Origin of the sequence: Pseudomonas fuscovaginae SE-1 (assembly GCF_000364705.1) — a bacterium.
GTDB lineage: Bacteria > Pseudomonadota > Gammaproteobacteria > Pseudomonadales > Pseudomonadaceae > Aquipseudomonas > Aquipseudomonas fuscovaginae_A.
The window spans coordinates 1-18,703 of record NZ_AQOH01000094.1 but is presented as its reverse complement, the minus strand read 5'-3'; the positions used below and the strand labels follow the sequence as shown (position 1 = coordinate 18,703).

Below are 18,703 nucleotides of genomic sequence, written 5' to 3'. Positions count from 1 at the left end.
TCCTCAGTCGAGGGTGTCGCTGCTGACATGCCAGGTGCCGAGCAACTTCGCGTAGCTGCCATCGGCGCGCATGTCGTTGATGATCTGCTGCACCGCGGCGCTCAGTTGCGCGTCGTCCTTGCGAATGCCGAGGCCGGTGAGGATGCGACTGAAGGCCGGCACACCCTCCTCGAACAGGTCCGGCGCCATGGCGGCGTAGTAGCCGGCGGTCTCGACGGTGGTGCCGTAGGCGTCCACCTGGTTGATGCGCAGGGCCTGGAAGGCGTCGGTGTCGGTGTTGTAGACCACCACTTTCATCGGCGCCTTGCCGGCCTTGGTCAGGCTATCGTTCTGAGCGTCGAGCAGGGTCTTGATGGTGGAGCCGTTGAGCACCGCGACCTTGTGTCCGGACAGGCTGTCCAGGGTCTTGAGCCCCTTGGGATTGCCCTTGGGCACCACCACCGCCTGGCTGGAATACATGTAGTTGACGATGTCGATCACCTGGCGCCGCTCGGGCTTGTCGAACAGTTGGTCGACGATCATGTCGCATTGCCCGGCGAGCAGCGCCGGCACCAGGCCGGAGAACGGAATCACCCGCCACTGCACCTGTTTGTTGCCCAGGCGCCTGGCGATCTCCAGGCCGATGTCGACGGTCAGCCCGCGGGGCTTCTGCGCTTCGTCGAAGGAGACCAGAGGCGGTGAATCCATCCCCGAGCAGTAGATGAGTTTATCGACCGACTTCAGGCGATCCGGCACCTGGGGCGCGGCGGCGGCCCATTGCGTGGACAACCCGAGGGAAACAGCCAACAGCAAGGCACGGCGTAAATGCATGACCAGACACTCCACTTCGTTGGGTAACGGCAGGACTCAAAGTCAACACACGGACGGGTTCGGACCCGCCTCTATTTTTCCGATTGCAGGAACTGGATCAGCGCGGGCACGGTGCCCTCGATGTGCTCACGCACCACCGCTTCGGCCTTGGCCCCGTCACCGGAGCGAATCGCATCGAGAATCACCGCGTGCTCCTCACGGGCGCTGAGGGGTTTGTCGCCGTGCTGCAGCCACAGGCGCATCGGCGCCTCGATCAGCGAGTACAACGCGAAAATCTGCTTCATCAGCCGCGGCCGGCCACTGAAGCTGCACAGGTGCTCGTGAAAGGCGCGATGGCGACGGACCCACTGCGCGCCGTCATCACGGTAGTCGTCCATCTCGTCGAGCATGCGCTCCAGCGCGGCCAGTTGGCGGTCGCCGATACGGCTGACGGCGACACGCACCGCCAGACCTTCGAGGGCGCTGCGCATCTCGAACACTTCATGCAGCTCGTCGATATCCAGGCCACTGACCACCGCGCCGCGATTGGGCCGCAGGGTCACCAGGCCCTGGGCGTCGAGCCGGCGAAAGGCCTCGCGCACCGGCATGCGGCTCATGCCGATCTCCGTGGCGATGTCCTCGGCGATCAGGCGGTCACCCTTGCGGTAGCGACCGCCGCAGATGGCTTCCAGGAGGAAGTTGTAGGCCTCCTCCTCGGCGGTCTGGGGCTGACGGTCTACGTAGGCGGGGGCGAATTGCATGGGGCATACCTTTGTATTTTTGTATCCAATTATCCACGGATACAAACTAGCAAGGGGTGTGCCAAGTGGTTCGCGTGACACTCAAGCGATTGATGCAGAAAGAAAAGAGACGCAAAAGCACGATTGGAGGTTGAAGGCCGACGGACCGCAAGTGCTACCGAATGGCTCACCGGGCGAACCACAAGTGTGCACGTTGGTGGTTGGGTAACAATCTGGATCAGTCATGAAAGATTCCCACCTTCGTGCGCAAGTCTGGGAAAACCGTGAGCTGAAGGAGGTTCACCTTCAAGGTGGACGACGAGTACACCCGTCTGGTAAGAGACTTTGCGCCAGCATTCGTGGAAGATGACAGCCTGCTCGCGGGTGCTATCGCCGTGTCGAGCCCCTTGATGCAGGACCTCGCCTGCGCTCTGCAGAAGGCCTCGGGCATGAGCCTGGGCAAGTTGCGGTAGACGCATGCCACCTCGACAGGACAGGGCCAGAAAGGTACCGGTTGGTGTTTTCTGGGCTCTGACTCATGGCGGATCCCTCAACCTCGTGCTCAAAGTATCTGGAGTGGGGACTCGCGCGCGCTCTGGTGAGCTCGGGGCTCTGCGGCCTGCTCATGCCGCAGCCCCATCGCAGAGAGGTCCAGCACCAGAGGCCGCAAGATACCCAGGGCATTCTCGCCGCCCTGGGCAAGGATATCGATGAAGTCCTCCTGGTTGGGTTGGCCCAGTGCCAACCGATAGATCAGCCGCTGCTCCTTGAGTCGGTCGAACCGCATATTGTCCCGTCCGAACGGACGCTCGAAGATATAGCGTTCAATCGCGGCATGGTCCAGCACCCACCAGGGGCGTAGACCGCTTGCATCGGTGAGTCGCCCGGCACATTGGGCCAGTTTCCGCCAAGGCGACTCCATCAGCGGACCTGTGCCATGAATCACTTCGTCACGCAACAACCTGGCCAATCGACGCCTGACTGCCAGCCCTGCGTAGCGCTGAACCCTTCCTTCACGCTGCTCCAGATCGAGGGGGTTGGAGGGCAGGTCCCAGTGCAGCACACGGGAGCACCACGGATGAAAATCCAACCCCTCCTGCCCTACCGACGTCGTTGCCAGTACGTAGGGCCAGAAGGGGGTATTGAAGCTCTGGCGCACCTCATCGGGACGCGCCGGCTGTGCCGTGGCCCCATCGGCGCCCAATGCCGGCTCCGCCTCAGCGTTACCGAACGGCACGGCAACATGGCAACGCACAGCAATCTTGCCGCCCTCTGCACTCAGGGAATGGAAACTGAAAGAACCCGCACGAAGGCCAAGGGATGCCCGCAGGTCCTGTACCAGTTCCGAACTGCCTTTTGGCAAGGCCTGGGCACGAAGCCAGAAGTGTTCGTCGAGCAGGCTCTCGAAACCGCCATCGAGCATGGCCGTCATCACCTGTCCCAGCGCACTGTTTTGCTTTCCGCTCGTGAGGAATACAGGATTGTCCAGGTAGGACCTCAATCCCTGCCAACTCAGCTGGACCAACTCGGCGAAGCGCTCAGCGTTCAGGATGGTACGGTCATGCCGGTACAAGGCTCGCCCAAGTATCACACCTGGTGCAGCGATCGCGTACTCCACGAGGTCGTCAAGTTCAAGCGTCGACAAGCGAGTGAGTGCCTGCGTCTGCTCCCACTTATGAATGGCGCCCTGGGCAGCCTTGTCCTCGCCAATGACCGTTCGCCAGGCTCTTGCGGAGTGAACGTCCAGATTGAACGTTTTTTCCAGAGCCGCAAGCGTAAGGGCAATCGAGCGATGCCGGCGCCGTAGCTTGGCTGATGTGCGGTCCAGGATGTTCTTGGGGAGTGCGGCCAGAATCTGCCGGCGAATCTCCTGGCGGATAACGCGCAGACTGGCACCTGGCTTTACCAGTGGGTCGGTATGGCGAATCAGCCAGGCCGAAGGGTGAAACGCCGCCATCACCGGACCAGGCGACGACCCCAGTTTGAAACGGCGGCTTCGATAGACCTTGTCGTAGTTTTTGCCTCGAGGAAGGCAGTGCTCCTCGACCCCCAGGCTGATCAATGCAGCGACACTCGACGGTGTCGCTCGGAAGCGGCTGAACATCAACAACTTGAGGTTATCGGGGTTATCCTCTTCACTCTTCCAGCCACCGCCCAATGGCCACCAGGGTAATGATGGTGCGACCCAGGGAAGCGCCAGTTTTTGAGGAGGGAGCAGACCTTGCATCGCGCGCAGTTTCGCGTCCGGCCAGCCAACCTCTTTCCCTGACTGCTTGATACGCCGCTCGAGGGTCATCTGGGGCAAGTTTCTTGCAGGCCGAAACTTCGCCGACCTCCACGCCTGGTACTGAGGGCCCAGGGATTGTGCGGGCAACGGGACAGACGCCCAGTAAGGCAGCGCTTCGTGATGCAGCGCAGCAGTGAAGCCTTCCTTGAGGTGCCGGAACACCTTGAAGTCTTCCTCGACAGGGTCTGCCCACAAGCGCTTGGTGACTTCGGACGACGCGGAACTGCCCACGCAATCGCGCTCGGTCCTGGAGATGATCGGAATCAACAACCGACGTAATTCGTCTCTGAACTGCCGAGCGTGATCAATGCGCTCTCGCAGTGCCTCCTGAGGGTTTTCGGCTTGTGTGGCAATGTCCCTCAAGCAGTTGCCAAACAGCGAAAAAAGCCGCCTGGCCCGCTCGGCGACTTCGTTACCTGCCAGAAACTCGATCAGCTTGAGCATTTGCGACTGCGCAAGCACACCTTGTGTCTCCTCCCAGCGGGTGGTGAGATGCGGATACGGTGTCGCACTGAGCAGCAAAACGGCGGGTGGCGGACCACCACAGGGATTGAGCAGCGTCGTCATCAACGTTCCACTGTCGGTACCCTCCAGCAGGTTCCGATAGCGCTGGAACTCATCAAAAATGATCAGGTGCGGTGGTTGATGCCGCACAGCGGCCAACACCAGTGCACGCCGTAAACGGCCTATGAAAGCCGCCTTGGGTAGTGCTGTATCGCCATGGACAGCCCGTTCCAGCCGCTCGCGTACCGGCACACCGAACTCCTGCGCCAGAGCCTGTCGAAACCGGTTGCACAGCCCCGGGGATGAACCGGCGAACCGAGCCTGGGCCTGCTGAAGAGCCCACTCCCAGGAGCTGTATGCATTGAGCTGCAAATACTCCGCGCCCAAACGGCCAGCAAACGCCGGATAGGCTTTCTCCAGCAACACCCAAAGAAACGCACGCTCCTCCTTGCGCCCACCGGTCAAACGGGCCTTGTCTCCCGGAAAAGATGTCAGCGGCGTGAGTGCATAGATCAGCAGTTGGGCATCAGGAGGTGATTGCTGAGCGATAAGTGAAAGCCGATCCGGCGTACTGACTGCGCGCTGGAACTCACTGCCTTTCAGGAAACCGACGATGCGGCTCTTGTTCTGGTAGGAAACCGAATGGCCATTGGCGATGTAATAGATCGTCATGGGCTGCTTGCGTTTGTCGAACAGTCGACGGGCCAACTCGCTGGCCACGACGGTCTTGCCAAGACCCACCTCATCGGCGACCAGAAAGCGCCGCATGCCGGAGAGGTTTTCCAGGGTCGCTAAAGCAGCCTCGACAGCGGCCGCCTGGAAGGGTTTAGGCTCACTCACTGTCTTCTGCTCCTTGAAGAGGTAATGCCGAGTCCGCGGCGCAGCTTGCGCCATAGGTCTTCGAAACGCCGCAACAGTTCCAGCGTTTCATGAGCCTCGCCGTTTCTTGCGCGCTCAAGCAAAGCGGGTAGATAACGCGATACGCGTTGCTCTATAGCCTGGAATCCTGCAGGGTCACGCGCCCATGCACCGAGCATGTCCTCCAGGGTCGGCATCCACGCCTCCCATGTTGCGGGAAGGCCCTGATCCCTGCTTGTCGGCCCGCACAGACGCCAATCCTCACCCGGGCCTGTGCTCTCTTCAGCGAGCATCGCGGCCAACCAGCGCAGGAAACCGTGGGTACCGAGAAAATGCACGAACGCCGCCCGATCACGCCCCTCTCCCAGTTCCGGAATCGTCGCGGCGCGCTGGAGCCAACAAAGACCTCGGCCGTTACTGCTCACCCGTAAGCGGACAAAATCGCTACGCTCTGCCAGCGGAGGCGGTTCGATTTCGATCCTGGGCTGGCTTACCGGCCAGGATACGAGTGCGCCACACAAGGGCCCGACTTCCAACATGACGCCTGGCTGATCGGGATGCGGTCCCGCCGGATGCTCCTCACTCTGTTGTTCAAGCCACAGCCGATCCTGCTCAAGCGACTGGATAACTGACCACCGGGCTGCCACCTGGGACCTCGCGATCTCCAGCAGTGCCTCCTCCTTTGCCGCCGCATCGGGTTCATGCGTCACCGTCGGATGCGCCACCGGCCGTGCACTGCCCAGCAGCGCCTGCAGCCCCTGCTCCACCTGTTCGTTCACCGTTGCCCGCACCATGACCTCGACATTACGCCCAGACCAGGCGCGCATCGTGGCATTGGCGCTCCCCAGCCACACTCTGCGTTGCTTGCCGCCGCGGATGAACATCAGCTTGGCATGCAGTCCGTTGCCGACCGCCTCATCTTCCGGAGTGTTCTGTCCACTCGCAGGCGCGCCTGGTTCGTCCCGATCACCATCAGGCGCATGGACCGCCGGATAGTCAGGCGCATCCAGCGCCAGTAGCTCATCAAAGGCAGGCAAGGAAGGCCCGGCACTTTCGATCGCGTGCAACGTGCTCAAGAGGACTCGGCGATACGCCCTGCTTCTTGGAGGCGTCAGCTCCGCCAGGAACGTACGGTCTATGAAGGGGCTGACCACTACAAGCTCATCAATGTTCTCTGGCAGTTTGGGAAGGGCTTGCATCCCGCATCCATCCGACCACTGAATGCATTCGACTTTCACTCCAGGCGGCGCCCGCCAGGTGATCCTGCCAACCGCTTCGGCAAGCACACGTGCGTTGACGCCTTTTAACCTGGCCTGCTTCGCGAGGGCGTGGGCAAGCGCCTCGGCTCCAGGTATCGAAGTGCCTTTGGGATCCGAAACCAATAGCAGTCCGAGGTCCCGATTCGAACATTCGGTAAGATTGCGGCTACCTACCCACAAGCGCCAGGCAGGGCTGCCGTCTTCACGTCGCAGCCGTAGCAGGGCCACTTTGGCGTGCCAACTGTGGCGCGCCTCATTGAAATCCACTTCCCGCACGAACTGATCCAGCACCGCCGCCATTCGCGGTGTACGTGGCATACGCGCCAAACGCCCACGCTGGATCACCACGCGCACTTTTCCTCGTAACAACTCCACGGCCTCGACGAAGTCCACGGTGCTGCCGCCACCGGCCTCGGAATCCTTGCAAGCCAGCGCCAACAATGCCGCACCGATGGATCCCAGATCTGCCGAGTAGGATGACAGCAAGGCCAGTTCGACGGTTTCTCCGGGCCCGGGTCGAAGGTGTTCGAGGAAAGACAACGCAGGCCAGTTGACAGCAGTGCTCATGCGGCATTCGCCAGATCGTTCAGGAGTATGCTCACGTTATCCCATCTGAAATGCAGTGGCTGAGCCCAGCTATGGCTGTCACGTACCCACTCCCGGCGTCGAGCCTGCCCGTCACGCGTCATCGCCAGACGGGCACGCACCCCCTTGCGTGCCTCGGCGTGGGTATACACATCCCGCAACGACAGTGGGTCGGTGGATCCGGCGGCGGCCCAGGTGCGAGTGGCAGTCACAACGTCACGCAGAGCCCCGGGCAGAGGGCCGATATCCCTTTCGAGACTGTCCACATCGAGCTGCGCGGCTGACTCCATATGATCAGGGAGCATGCTTTGCAGGTGCTCGTGACGAGCCTGCGCGACATCCCCGCTGTCACACTCATGCACCAGGTGCTCCAGCAGTGCGTCATACACCGCCCGCCCCAAGCCAGCCAGACTGGCGACCTGCCTGGCACGCTCCAGAAATGGTTTCTGGTCGCGTGCAACGGCAAGCGTTTCGGCAGACCACATGCTCTCCGGCGCCGCGGCCCTGGTCCTGACCAGCCGAGCGAGCAGCGAAAGTTCTTTCGTGCCGTTGATGGGCAGATAGGCCAATCGCTCGTAGAGAAAATCCGCCTCCGTGCGCGTCAGTCGCAAATCGATACGGCCGTTACTCCACTCCGGTGGCCGCTCGGGTAAGACCACAAAGGGGGGCTCATACGCCAACAAGGGTTGCCCGTCAGCATCCAGGCGAGAAGGCTTGACCTGGAGCAGCCTGTGCACCTGGGCGCGCGTTGGAATGTGGTTTTCTCGTGATCGCAGAATTCCCCAACTGGCCAGGGCATTCCAGTAGACCGTCGAGGGCGGCTGACTGGCTGGCCTGGGGTAGACATTGCCGCCAATGACCTGGTGCGGTTCCGATTCCCTGAGGCGGCCAGCGAGCAGACGTTCACGCTCCTGCAGTTCAAGCTTGGCGGCGGTGCCGCTCAAACCAGCCATATCTTCGAACAGCCAGGGCACGAAGAGTGCGTATCGGGCCCGACCGTGCAGGACCGAAGTGCCGGGGAAAAACCGGTCGGCATAGCGCTGGTGGATGGTCAGGAAACCCAGTTCGTCACGCACCCCGGTGGACTCCGCATCCATTTGCGCCTTGGCACGTGCCAGAGCTTCGCGGGACAGATAGGTCCATCCCAGGCTCGGCTCAATGGATGGCGCAGGCCTCGAACGGGGTGTTTGTCTAAATCGCTGCAAGGCCTTTCGCTCCCTCGAAAGGAATATCGTAACGCCATCATCGTATGTGCGCCAAGGTCCTGGCCCGACGCTTTCGGGACACGCATCGGGTAGCCATGACGCGGTTGCTATCGCCTCGCTGTCCCGAAGCCGTACACCTGGACAGAGGCCAGGGAGCCAGCAGCCCTCGGTGGTGCGCGCCAACAGCCACTGCGACACCCCGCTGTCGGCCACGGGCTGAATTCGCCCATCGAAAGTCCGCCAGGTACTCAGGGAACTGGCGCTGGGTACGCCGGTGCCGCACGACGCAACCGGTCGGCAATCCGGACAGGCTGACGCCCAGCGCCTGGCGCGTCCGGGCATCCCGGCGTTGCTCGGTTTCCAGGCGCGCGACCGTGCCGTCCTCGATCCAGGTACAGGCCAGGGCTGTCATCACCCCCGAGGTATTCCAGGTAGTCGCCCTGATCGCCCGCTGCAGCAGCGGCACCTTGGGCAATGGCACGGCGACGAAACCGACCCGCAGGCCGGGCACCCAGGTGCCGGGGCCACCAGGTGCCCGCCAAGTGGCGCCCGAGACCGAGGTCGTCGGTCCCCTGCTGGGCGCGTCCAGCCGTTGAGCCGGACGCGTCCACGCATCAGCCCAGGGCCGGACGCGACAGCGCCACCCACTCCTGCACCGCCGGGTGCCGCCACTGGCGCCGGGCATAGTCGACCAGGCCGGCAGGTACCGGGTCACCATTGAGAATCAGTCGGTTGAGCATCAGCGCCAGGTCGATATCGGCAATCGACCACTGGCCGCACAGTTGCTCGCGCCCATCCCCCAGCAGTACCTGCGCCGCCTCGATCAACTTGTGCGCCGCCGCCCCGCCGGCGGTCGACAACGGGCCGGCCTTGCGCCCATGGAAGATCACCAGGGTCGAGCGCTCCTGGCGCAGCGCCTGCAGGTCGCTGCGCAACCAGGCCTGCACCTGTCGCGCCCGTGCCCGTTGCTGGGCATCACGGGGATAGAGCGGTGCCTGCGGAAACAGTTCTTCCAGGTACTCGGTGATCGCCGACGACTCGGACAGGGCGAAGCCGCCCTGCTCCAGGGTCGGTACCCGCTGAGTCAGGGACAAGCCGGTGTAATCCTGCGACTGCTGCTCACGGGCGTCCAGGTCCAGGGGCTGCAGATCGAATTCGAGGGCCTTTTCCCGCAGCGCGACAAACACCGACAAGGCGTAGGGGCTGGTGTACTGGGCATCGACATACAAACGCAGACGGGCATTGTTCACGGCACACTCTCCTTGGGATGAGAGCGACACGCTACGGGATCTGCCCGGACAAATGAAATCAACGATTTTCATGGGCGCATTCCCGAGCGGAATACTGGGAATTAGGCTATGGTTAGTGGCCGCTGCCCCAGGCTCGCTTGCCTGGGCGGCGAATGTTCCGGATCTTGAAACTCATGGATGAATCGATGAACTCACAACAGCTTTTCCCGCAAATTGGCAAGGTCATCGCCAGCACAGGCAGTCGCCGTTTTCCGCGGATGTTGCACGACCTCATTCTCACCCAGTTGTCAGTCGACGCCACCCACATCCGCAAGCTGCCGACAGGCTCGCAAACCACAGCGGTCACGGCCCACGCCGACAGCCAGATCATCACCCACGGCGAACCGATCTCCACTGCGTCCGACGCGAAGGAGTCGGCCCTGCACCTGACCCGGCGCAAGGATGACTGCAGCTACACCCTTTCGGTGTACCGCTCGAGCCCGTCACAGCATTTCTCCGCACAGGAAAGGAGCATCCTGCAGGATTTCTCGCCGCTGTTGCTGCCGATGGTTGAAAAGCACATCAGCGCCCTGCACCCCCTGTCGCCCCCATTGGACAGTCAGTCCGGCCAGCTCGACGACATGGAGAGCCAGGGGCTGCAGGCGTTGCGCCTGCGTTTTGTCGATCGCCTGGTGCAGTCGGGACTGACGCTGTCCAACCGGGAAACGGACGTCTGCGTTGGCCTGCTCTCCGGACGCACGGCACCGGTGCTGGCCGAAATGCTCCAGTTGAAAGTCAATACCGTGGAGAGCTATCTCAAGCGTGCATCCATCAAGCTGGGCATCAGCGGCCGCCACTCGCTGATGCGCTGGATGTATGCGGCGGAAGAGGCGCCGGCAGCGGTGATGCCGACGGTGCCCCTGTAGCCGCCCCGGCGGCGGACCGCCGGGGAAGCGCGCCCGGCAATGCCCCGGCTCAGTCCCGCGCCAGCGCCTCGATCGGGTCGAGCCGCGAGGCGTTGCGCGCCGGTACGAAGCCGAACACGATGCCGATCAGCGTCGAACAGATCACCGCGGTGGCAATCGCCCCCAGGGAAAACACCATCTGCCACTCCTTGATGAACAGCGAGAACAGATAGCCGATCCCGAAGGACAGCGAGATGCCGATCATGCCGCCGATCAGGCAGACCATTACCGCCTCCACCAGAAACTGCTGGCGTATGTCCGACTGGCGCGCGCCGACCGCCATGCGAATGCCGATCTCGCGGGTACGCTCGGTGACCGACACCAGCATGATGTTCATCACGCCGATACCGCCGACCGCCAGGGAGATCACCGCGATCAGCGACAGCAGCAACGCCAGCGAGCGGCTGGTCTTGTCCACCGTCTGCATGATGTTGTCGAGGTTGTTGGTGAAGAAGTCCTTGGTACCGTGGCGCTGCTGCATCAGCTTGATCACGTTGTCCTCGACCACCTTGCTCGGCTGCCCGTCCTTGATCCGCACCATGATGCTGTCCAGGTAGCGCTGCCCGAGCAGGCGGCCCGCCGCGGTCTCGTAGGGCACCCAGACATTCAACTGCTTGCTGGAGGTGAAGATGTTCTTGTTGTCGGCCGTCACCCCGATCACCGTGCAGGGCAGATTGTCCAGCAGGATCACCTGGCCCAGCGGGTCGACGTTCGGACCGAACAGGCGGTTGCGCGTGTTATGGTCGATCACCACCACCTGGGCCTGGCGCCGGGCATCGTTTTCGCTGAAGGAAATGCCCTGCGCCAGTTTCAACCCGCGAACCTGGAAGTAGCGGTCACTGACACCGTTGACCTGGGCATCGAGATCGACGTTCTGATAGCGCAGGAGCATGTTGCGCCCGACCATCGGCGTGGCGCTGTCGACGTAGTACAGCTGGCTCAGCGCAAGCACATCGGCCGGTACCAGCGTCTCGATCCGGCTGGCCCGGCTGTCACCGAAACTGGTGCCCGGGTAGATATCGATGGTGTTGCTGCCGATCGCCTGGATGTCCTTGAGCACATAACGCTTGGCGCCCTCGCCGATGGCCGAGATCGACACCACCGAGGTGATGCCGATGACGATGCCAAGCATGGTCAGCAGCGTGCGCATGCGATGCGAGATCAGCGCCACCCAGGCCATGTTGAAGGCTTCCTTGAATAACCCGAAGCTGGCCACCAGGCGCCCCGCTCCCCGGGAGGCCAGGGTGTTTTTTTCCACGGGCGCCGGGCCGTCGGCCGGACGCTCGTTGGCCCGGTCGCTGATGATCTCGCCATCGCGCACCTCGATGATCCGTTCGGCGTTGGCGGCGACCTTGGGGTCGTGGGTGACGATGATCACCGTATGCCCGGCGGCATGCAGTTCATGCAGGATCTGCATCACTTCCTTGCCGCTGTGGGTGTCCAGCGCACCGGTGGGTTCGTCGGCGAGAATCACCTCGCCGCCGTTCATCAGTGCCCGGGCGATACTCACCCGCTGCTGCTGACCACCGGAGAGCTGGTTCGGCCGGTTTTCCAGATGCGCGGCCAGGCCCAGGCGGTGCAGCAGCTCACGGGCCCGGCCATGGCGCCTGGACTCGCCGGTGCCGGCATAGATCGCCGGCATCTCGACGTTGTGCAGGGCACTCAGGTGCGGCAGCAGGTGGTAGCGCTGGAAGATGAAACCGAAATAGTCGCGACGCAGTTCCGCCAGTTCCTCGCTCCCCAGGTCACGAGTCTCGCGCCCGTTGATCCGGTAGCTGCCGGCCGTGGCGTAGTCGAGACAACCGAGGATGTTCATCAGGGTCGACTTGCCCGAGCCCGAGGCCCCGGTGATCGCCACCATTTCCCCGGCCTGGATGCTCAGGTCGATGTTCTTCAGCGCGGTGAACTCGCGTTCGCCGGCCATGAAGCTGCGGGTAATGCCACGCAGTTCCAGCAGTGGCTGCGTCATTGCCCGGCCCCCGCCACCGTCGGTGTCGGCTCGCCGATCACCACCTTGTCGCCTTCGGCCAGGCCGTCATTGATCTGCACCTTGACGTTGTTGTTGATCCCGGTGCGGACGTTGCGCGACTGGGCCACGCCCTTGGCGTCGAGCACCCGCACCGCAAAGCTGCCATCGGCATTGCGCGTGCCGAGAGCCGCCACCGGGACCGTCAGCACGCCCTTGGCGGTGTCGAGCACGATACGCACTTGGGCGGTCATGGAAATCCGCAGGCGATGGTCGGGGTTGGGCACATCGAACAGCGCGTTGTAGAAGACCGCGGTGTTCTGCTTGGGCGTACCGGCGGTCTGGGTGTCGAGAAAATTCTGCGGCGCCGGCTCGGTACCACGCAGCGTGGCATAGTAGCGCCTGTCCGCCTCGCCGAGGATGGTGAAGTACACCTCCTGGCCGGGGCTGATATGGATCACGTCGGCTTCGGAGACCTGCGCCTTGACGGTCATGGTGTCCAGGTCCGCCAGCTTGAGCAGCACCGGCGCCAACTGGTTGGCGATCACGGTCTGGCCTTCCTGGGTGACGATACCGACCACGTCGCCATCGATCGGCGCGACGATGCGGGTGTAGGCCAGGTTGATCTTGGCCGTGTCGATCTGCACCTGCGCACTCTTGATCTGTGCCTCGAGGGCGCTCAGGTTGGCCCGCTGCACTTCATAGTTGGATTCGGCGGTCTCGAAATCCTGCCGGGAGATCGCCGCATCGCTCTGCAGCCCCAGGTAACGCTCGTAGACCGCCTTGGTCTGCTTGAGTTGGGCCTGGGTCGCGCGCCTTTGCGCCTGAAGGTTTTCCTCATCGACCTGGGCCTGGCGCAGGGTGTTCTGCAGTACCTGCGGATCGATCTCGGCCAGCCACTGGCCGCGCTTGACCTTGTCGCCAACCTTGACCTTGAGGGACTTCAACTGCCCGGAAACCTGGGCGCCGACATCGACCTGGCGGACTCCTTCGAGCAACCCGGTGGCCAGTACCGTGTTCTCGATATCGGCACGCTCGACCGTGGCGAGCAGGTACTGCGGCGGCTCGGCCGGCGCCTGCACCGCATAGAACACCAGGCCGGCGACCACTACCAGCGCCAGGCCGATACCCGTCTTGCGAAACTTCGACTTTTTCATAAATGACCATCAATACCTTGAGAAATACCTGAAATCGAACCCGGGGGCGGGGCGTCTCACGACACCCCCTCCTCCACGGCGGTCGACAGCCGGCCCAGCCACCAGGCCGCCAGATGGCTGACCGCGGGTGCCTTGAGCAGGCTGAAATGGTTGCCGGGCCCATACCACACCGTCAGTTCATCCACCTGCTCGCGCCAGCCGGCGATCATCGCCTGCTGCTCGCGCTGGTTGCCGGCCGCGTCCAGACTCGGATCGTCCGCCAGCACCAGGCTGACCCGCCCGGCGAAACGCCGCTGTGGCCGGTAGAGGGTGCGCAGCGCAGTGGCGAAGGTCCGCGCCGGGCCATGCATGGCCTGTGGCGCCGCGCGCGCCGACAGCAGCCCGACCCGGACCATGCCGGCATGCAATTGCGCCAGTTGGCGGTTGTCGTCCTGCTCGGCGAAGGCCTGCGCATCGATCCCCAGGGACTTGCCCGAGGCCAACTGCATCGCCTCGACCAGCCGCTGCAGGGCCGCGGTGGTGGTATAGGGCTTGCCGATCACGCTGTTGCCGCCCGGCGACTCGCTGTCGATCAGCGTCAGCGAGGCCACCTCGCGCCCGGCCGCCTGCAGCCGGATGGCCATCTCGAAGGCGACCCAACCGCCGAACGAGTGCCCGAGCAGATGCAACGGCCCTTCCGGGCGGACCTGTTCCAGCGCCTGCAGGTACGACTGCGCGGCACTCTCGACGCGACTGTGCGGCACCGACTCACCGTCCAGGCCGCGCGGTTGCAGGCCGATCACCGGCCAGTCCGGCCCGAGGGCATCGGTGAGCCCGATGAACCCGGTGACACTGTCCCCGGCTCCGGGCACACAGAAGATCGGTGCATGATCCGCACGGCCCTGCTGGATCGTCAGCAGCGGCTGGTGCACGCTGGGCGATACCACCTGCGCCCGCTCCAGGGCCTCGCCGAGGGCCTGACCGAGGGCCTGGACATGCGGCGCCCGCATCATGCTCAGGTGATCGCCTGGCACCTCGATGCAGCGCAGCTCGCCGCGCCCCAGGGCCTGCTCCCAGCCCAGCGATTCGCTCTGCCGCGCCAGTTCGCTGGTACGCTCGCCAGCCCGGAACAGGTGCACCGGCATGCCGATCGGATGCAGCCGGTAATGGGCCAGCGCATGCCCGTGGGCCACCTCGCGATCGATGAACTGCCACAGTTCCTGCGCCGACACCGCGTCGAGACCGCCCGGCAGCAGTTGGCGTTCGCGGCAGTGCTCCAGCAGCCCCCCGAAGTCGAAGCGTTCGAGCTCCTGTTCCAACTGCCGTACCTGTGCCAGCCCGTCGCTGCCCGAGGCCCCCGCGACAGTGAACCAGGCCGAGCACTGCAGCAGCAGATGGCGCTTGTGCGCCGCCTCGCCGGCCCAGCGCGCCTTGCCCTGGTCGGTCAGGCGCGGCACGTAGGTGTCGAGCAGGCCGAGGAACTGCACCGGCTGGTCCTGGCCCAGCAACTGGGTGGCGATCTCGTAGGCCAGTACCCCGCCGAACGACCAGCCGGCGAGGCGATACGGCCCCTGCGGCTGCACCTCGCGGATCAGTTCCACCAGCCGGGTCGCCAGGCATTCCACGGTCCGTAACTGCGGCTGGCCCAGGGCGATGCCCGGCAGGCCATAGATCGGGAAATCGCCGGGCAGGTGCTGACCCAGCACCGGGAAATAGGCATCCGCCCCACTGAACTCATGCACCAGGAACAGCCCAGGCTGGCTGCCGCCGGCACGCACGGTGATCACCTCGTCGCGCCCTTGCGGCGCGGCGCCGCGCTGGCTGAGCAAGGTGGCGAGCGATTCGATGCTGGCATGCTGGAACAACTCCGCCAGCGACACCGACAGGCCCTCCTGCTCCAGCAGGTTGACCAGGCGGATCGCCAACAGCGAGTGGCCGCCCAACTCGAAGAAGTTGTCATGGCGGCCGATCCGCTCGACCTTGAGCACATCCGCCCAGAGGCGCGCCAGGGTCTGTTCGAGCGGATTCGCCGGGGCGACATGGGCCCGGCTGGCGAAGTCCTCGATACGCGGCACCGGCAACGCCTTGCGATCCAGCTTGCCGTTGGCGGTCAGCGGCAGCATCGGCAGTTGCACGTAGGCCGACGGCACCATGTAGTCCGGCAATTGCCCCAGCAGGTGGTTGCGCAGCCCCTCCACTTCCGGCACCACGTCTTCGTCGATCGGCGTGAAGTAGGCCACCAGGCGCTTGTCGCCTGGCGCCAGCTCGTGCGCCAGCACGGCCACCTCGCGCACCTGTGGATGCCGCCCGAGTCGGGTCTCGATCTCGCCCAGCTCGATGCGAAAGCCACGGATCTTCACCTGGCCGTCGTTGCGCCCGAGGTATTCGAGGTTGCCATCGGCGCGCCAGCGCACCAGATCGCCGGTGCGGTACATCCGGCTGTCCGGCAGCGGGTTGAACGGGTCGGCGAGGAATTTCTCCGCCGTCAGTTCCGGCTGGTTCAGATACCCCTGCGCCACCCCCGCTCCACCGACATACAGCTCACCGACCGCCCCCACCGGCACCGGCTGCCGCCGGGTATCCAGCACGTAGACACGGGCGTTGCCGATCGGCCGGCCGATGGGGATGCTGCCTCCGACCACCGTGGTGATTTCGAAGGTGGTCGAGAAGGTCGTGGCCTCGGTCGGCCCATAACCGTTGAGCAGATGCCGCGGCGCCCCCTGCCGGAGCACCCGCTCGATCACGGCCGGATCGAGCATGTCGCCACCGACGATCAGGTAGCGCAGGCCACGCAAAGCCTCCATCAAGCCGTCGGCGTACTGCTGGAACAGGCCGGCGGTCATCCACAACACGCTGACGGCCTGCTCCTGCAACAACGCCCCCAGCACATCGCGCGACAGCAGGTCGCCCTGGTCGACCACCACCACGCACCCGCCGTTGAGCAACGGTGCCCAGACCTCCAGGGTACTGGCGTCGAACGCCGGGTTGGAGGCGAAGGCCACCCGGTCGTGCTCGTTGAAATCGGCGTAGCCGTTGTTGATCACCAACCGTGTGATCGCCCGGTGCGGCACCAGCACGCCCTTGGGCGTACCGGTGGAGCCGGAGGTGTACATGAGGTAGGCCACCGTCTCGGACGACTGCGGCAGATCCGGGTTGTGCTCCGGCCGCCAGTCGAGGGTCAGGCCGTCCAGCTCGACCCGGGCCAATGCCAGGTCGGCCAGTTCATCACCACGCGTCAACAGCAGCACCGCCCGGCTGTCTTCGAGCATGAAGCGCTGGCGTTCGACCGGAGCATTGATATCCAGCGGCACGTACACCGCCGCGCACTTGCTGATTGCCAGTTGGCTGACCAGCAGGTCCGCCGAGCGCTCCAGCAGGATCGCCACCGTGTCACCCGGTGCCACGCCGAGAGCCAGCAGATGATGTGCCAAGCGGTTGGCCCGGGCGTTCAAGGCGTGATAGCTGAGGGTCTGTGTCCCATGCACCAGCGCCTGGGCCTCGGGACGGGCCAGGGCCTGCGCCTCGAACAGCCGGTGCACGGTCTGCTGGTGCGGATACTCGCGCGTGGTCGCGTTGAACCCGTCCAGCAACTGCCGGCGTTGATCGCCCGGCAGCACCGACAGTTGCTCGATCGTCAGCGTCGGTTGCTGCTCCAGGGCCTGCGCCAGGTTCTCCAGCACCGCGTGCATCATGTCGCAGACCCGCTGCGCACCGATCTGCGCCGGCGCCAGCGCGGTCAGCGCGAAATCCTCGCCCAGGTCGTCGACGCTGAGCGTCAACAGGTAGTTGGTACGTTCCTCGGCCTTGAGCAACTCGATGCCCTGCCAGGCGCCCCGAACTTCATCGTCTGCCGCCGTTGCCGAGGCGCCGTGCCGGTAGTTGAGCAAGGCACTGAACAGCGGCGTGCCAGCGGCCACGCCGCTGCAACGCTGCATCAGCGCCAACGGCGCATGTTCATGGGCCAGCAGCCGGGCCAGGCGCCCATGGGTGGTCTGCAGGGCATCGCGCACCGGCCGGGCGTCGATGTCGACGCGCAACGGCAAGGTATTGATGAAGACCCCCAGCGCCCGCTCGGCCCCCTCGCCGCCCTGCAGGCGGCCGAGCAGCACGGTACCGAACACGACTTGGTCGCGGGCCGCGGCCGCGCCCAGCAAACGCGCCCAGGCCAGATGCATCAGGCTCGCGGCGCTGACCCCCAGTTGCCGGGCCTGCAGACGCAGACGCCGGCTCAACGCCGGATCGACCGGCCGCTGGTACTCCTCCACGCCGCCGCCATTGCCCTGCACCTCCCGCAGACCGAACGGCAAGGTCGGCTCATCGATATCGCCCAGTTGTTCGCGGAAGAACGCCTCGTGTTCCTGCTCGCTCATGCCCAGGCGGGCCTGGGCCACATAGTTGCGGTAAGGCACCGCGGCGCCCAGCCGTTCGCCCTGCCCGAGCAGGCAGGCCTGCAACTCCTGCTGCAGCACCTCCAGTGCGACATGGTCCATGACCAGGTGATGGAACAGCAGCAGACCGATGATCCGATCGTTGACCGGGTCGACGCAGTGCACCAGCCGCAGCAGCGGTGCGCGGGTGATGTCCAGGCGATAGTGGCGGGTATCGAAGCGCGCCAGCAGTTGGCCGGACACGTCACCGTCGGCCGGGTCGAGCGACACCGCTTCGCACACCAGCGGTGCCTCGCGCAGCACCACCTGCAGCGGTTCCGGCAGGCCGTCCCAGAGGACCGCGCTGCGCAGGATGTCATTGCGTTCGATCACCTGCCCCAGGGCCTGGCAGAAAGCGTCTAGGCGCTCGCGGCTGGCGAAGGCGAATTGCGCCTGCAGCAGGTACGGGTCGCCTTCGCTGGCGGCCAGGTGGTGGTAGAGAATCCCCGCCTGCAACGGCGCCAGCGGGTAAATATCCCTCACGTTGGCAGTGCCGCCTGGAACGCTGGCGACGATCCGGTCGATGGCCTGCTGCTCCAGTGTCACCAGTGCCAGGTCGTCCGGCGTGATCCGCTGGGCACCGGCACGAATGCGGTTGGCCGGAATCTCGATCTCGCGCCCCGCACCGAGGCTGGCGGCGAAGGCGGCCAGGGTCGGCTGGCCGAACAGCACCCGCACATCGGCCGACAGGCCAAGGCGACGCATGCGTCCGATCAGGCTGACGGCCAGCAGCGAGTGCCCACCCAGCTCGAA

General features: G+C 64.4%; 10 protein-coding genes and 1 pseudogene. 1 reads left to right on the top strand and 10 read right to left on the bottom strand.

Going from position 1 to position 18,703, the window contains the following annotated elements; translation table 11 throughout:
- Nucleotides 1-3: 3 nt before the first annotated feature.
- From K675_RS0110575 to yfcF, 7 genes and pseudogenes are all read right to left on the bottom strand, one after another.
- On the bottom strand, nt 4-810 hold the full coding sequence (locus K675_RS0110575; protein WP_017903493.1) for an ABC transporter substrate-binding protein: 807 nt from the start codon (nt 808-810) through the stop codon (nt 4-6).
- 71 nt (nt 811-881) lie between these two features.
- Nucleotides 882-1,550: a GntR family transcriptional regulator gene (locus tag K675_RS0110570; RefSeq protein ID WP_017903492.1), complete on the bottom strand. Its 669-nt coding sequence runs from the start codon at nt 1,548-1,550 to the stop codon at nt 882-884.
- A 541-nt stretch (nt 1,551-2,091) separates the two neighbouring features.
- Nucleotides 2,092-5,160: a C-terminal helicase domain-containing protein gene (locus K675_RS0110560; RefSeq protein WP_017903490.1), complete on the bottom strand. Its 3,069-nt coding sequence runs from the start codon at nt 5,158-5,160 to the stop codon at nt 2,092-2,094.
- Nucleotides 5,157-7,004 carry a hypothetical protein gene (locus K675_RS0110555; RefSeq protein WP_017903489.1) on the bottom strand — a complete coding sequence of 616 codons (1,848 nt, stop codon included), beginning with the start codon at nt 7,002-7,004 and terminating at the stop codon, nt 5,157-5,159. Before K675_RS0110555 ends, K675_RS0110560 begins: the two co-directional genes overlap by 4 nt.
- Nucleotides 7,001-8,227, bottom strand: coding sequence for a DUF6361 family protein (locus K675_RS0110550; RefSeq protein ID WP_051070745.1), 1,227 nt, complete (start codon nt 8,225-8,227; stop codon nt 7,001-7,003). The genes K675_RS0110555 and K675_RS0110550 overlap by 4 nt, the downstream gene beginning before the upstream one ends.
- Before the next feature lie 295 nt (nt 8,228-8,522).
- A pseudogene (locus K675_RS33590) lies at nt 8,523-8,732 on the bottom strand (PLP-dependent aminotransferase family protein); the annotation flags it as partial.
- Nucleotides 8,733-8,841: 109 nt separating this feature from the next.
- A complete protein-coding gene (gene yfcF / locus K675_RS0110540; protein WP_017903486.1) occupies nt 8,842-9,477 on the bottom strand; it encodes a glutathione transferase in 636 nt (211 codons plus the stop codon).
- A 185-nt stretch (nt 9,478-9,662) separates the two neighbouring features.
- Here yfcF and K675_RS0110535 point away from each other — a divergent pair, with 185 nt between their 5' ends.
- A complete protein-coding gene (locus K675_RS0110535) occupies nt 9,663-10,382 on the top strand; it encodes a helix-turn-helix transcriptional regulator (protein ID WP_017903485.1) in 720 nt (239 codons plus the stop codon).
- A 49-nt stretch (nt 10,383-10,431) separates the two neighbouring features.
- On the opposite strand, the gene K675_RS0110530 is transcribed toward K675_RS0110535, so the two are convergent.
- From K675_RS0110530 to K675_RS30610, 3 genes are all read right to left on the bottom strand, one after another.
- Entirely contained in the window at nt 10,432-12,390 is a 1,959-nt protein-coding gene (locus tag K675_RS0110530) for a MacB family efflux pump subunit (RefSeq protein ID WP_017903484.1), read from the bottom strand.
- Nucleotides 12,387-13,544 carry a macrolide transporter subunit MacA gene (macA, locus tag K675_RS0110525; RefSeq protein ID WP_017903483.1) on the bottom strand — a complete coding sequence of 386 codons (1,158 nt, stop codon included), beginning with the start codon at nt 13,542-13,544 and terminating at the stop codon, nt 12,387-12,389. The genes K675_RS0110530 and macA overlap by 4 nt, the downstream gene beginning before the upstream one ends.
- Before the next feature lie 56 nt (nt 13,545-13,600).
- Nucleotides 13,601-18,703, bottom strand: a 5,103-nt coding sequence (locus tag K675_RS30610) for a non-ribosomal peptide synthetase (protein WP_017903482.1), incomplete at its 5' end; no start/stop codon positions are given.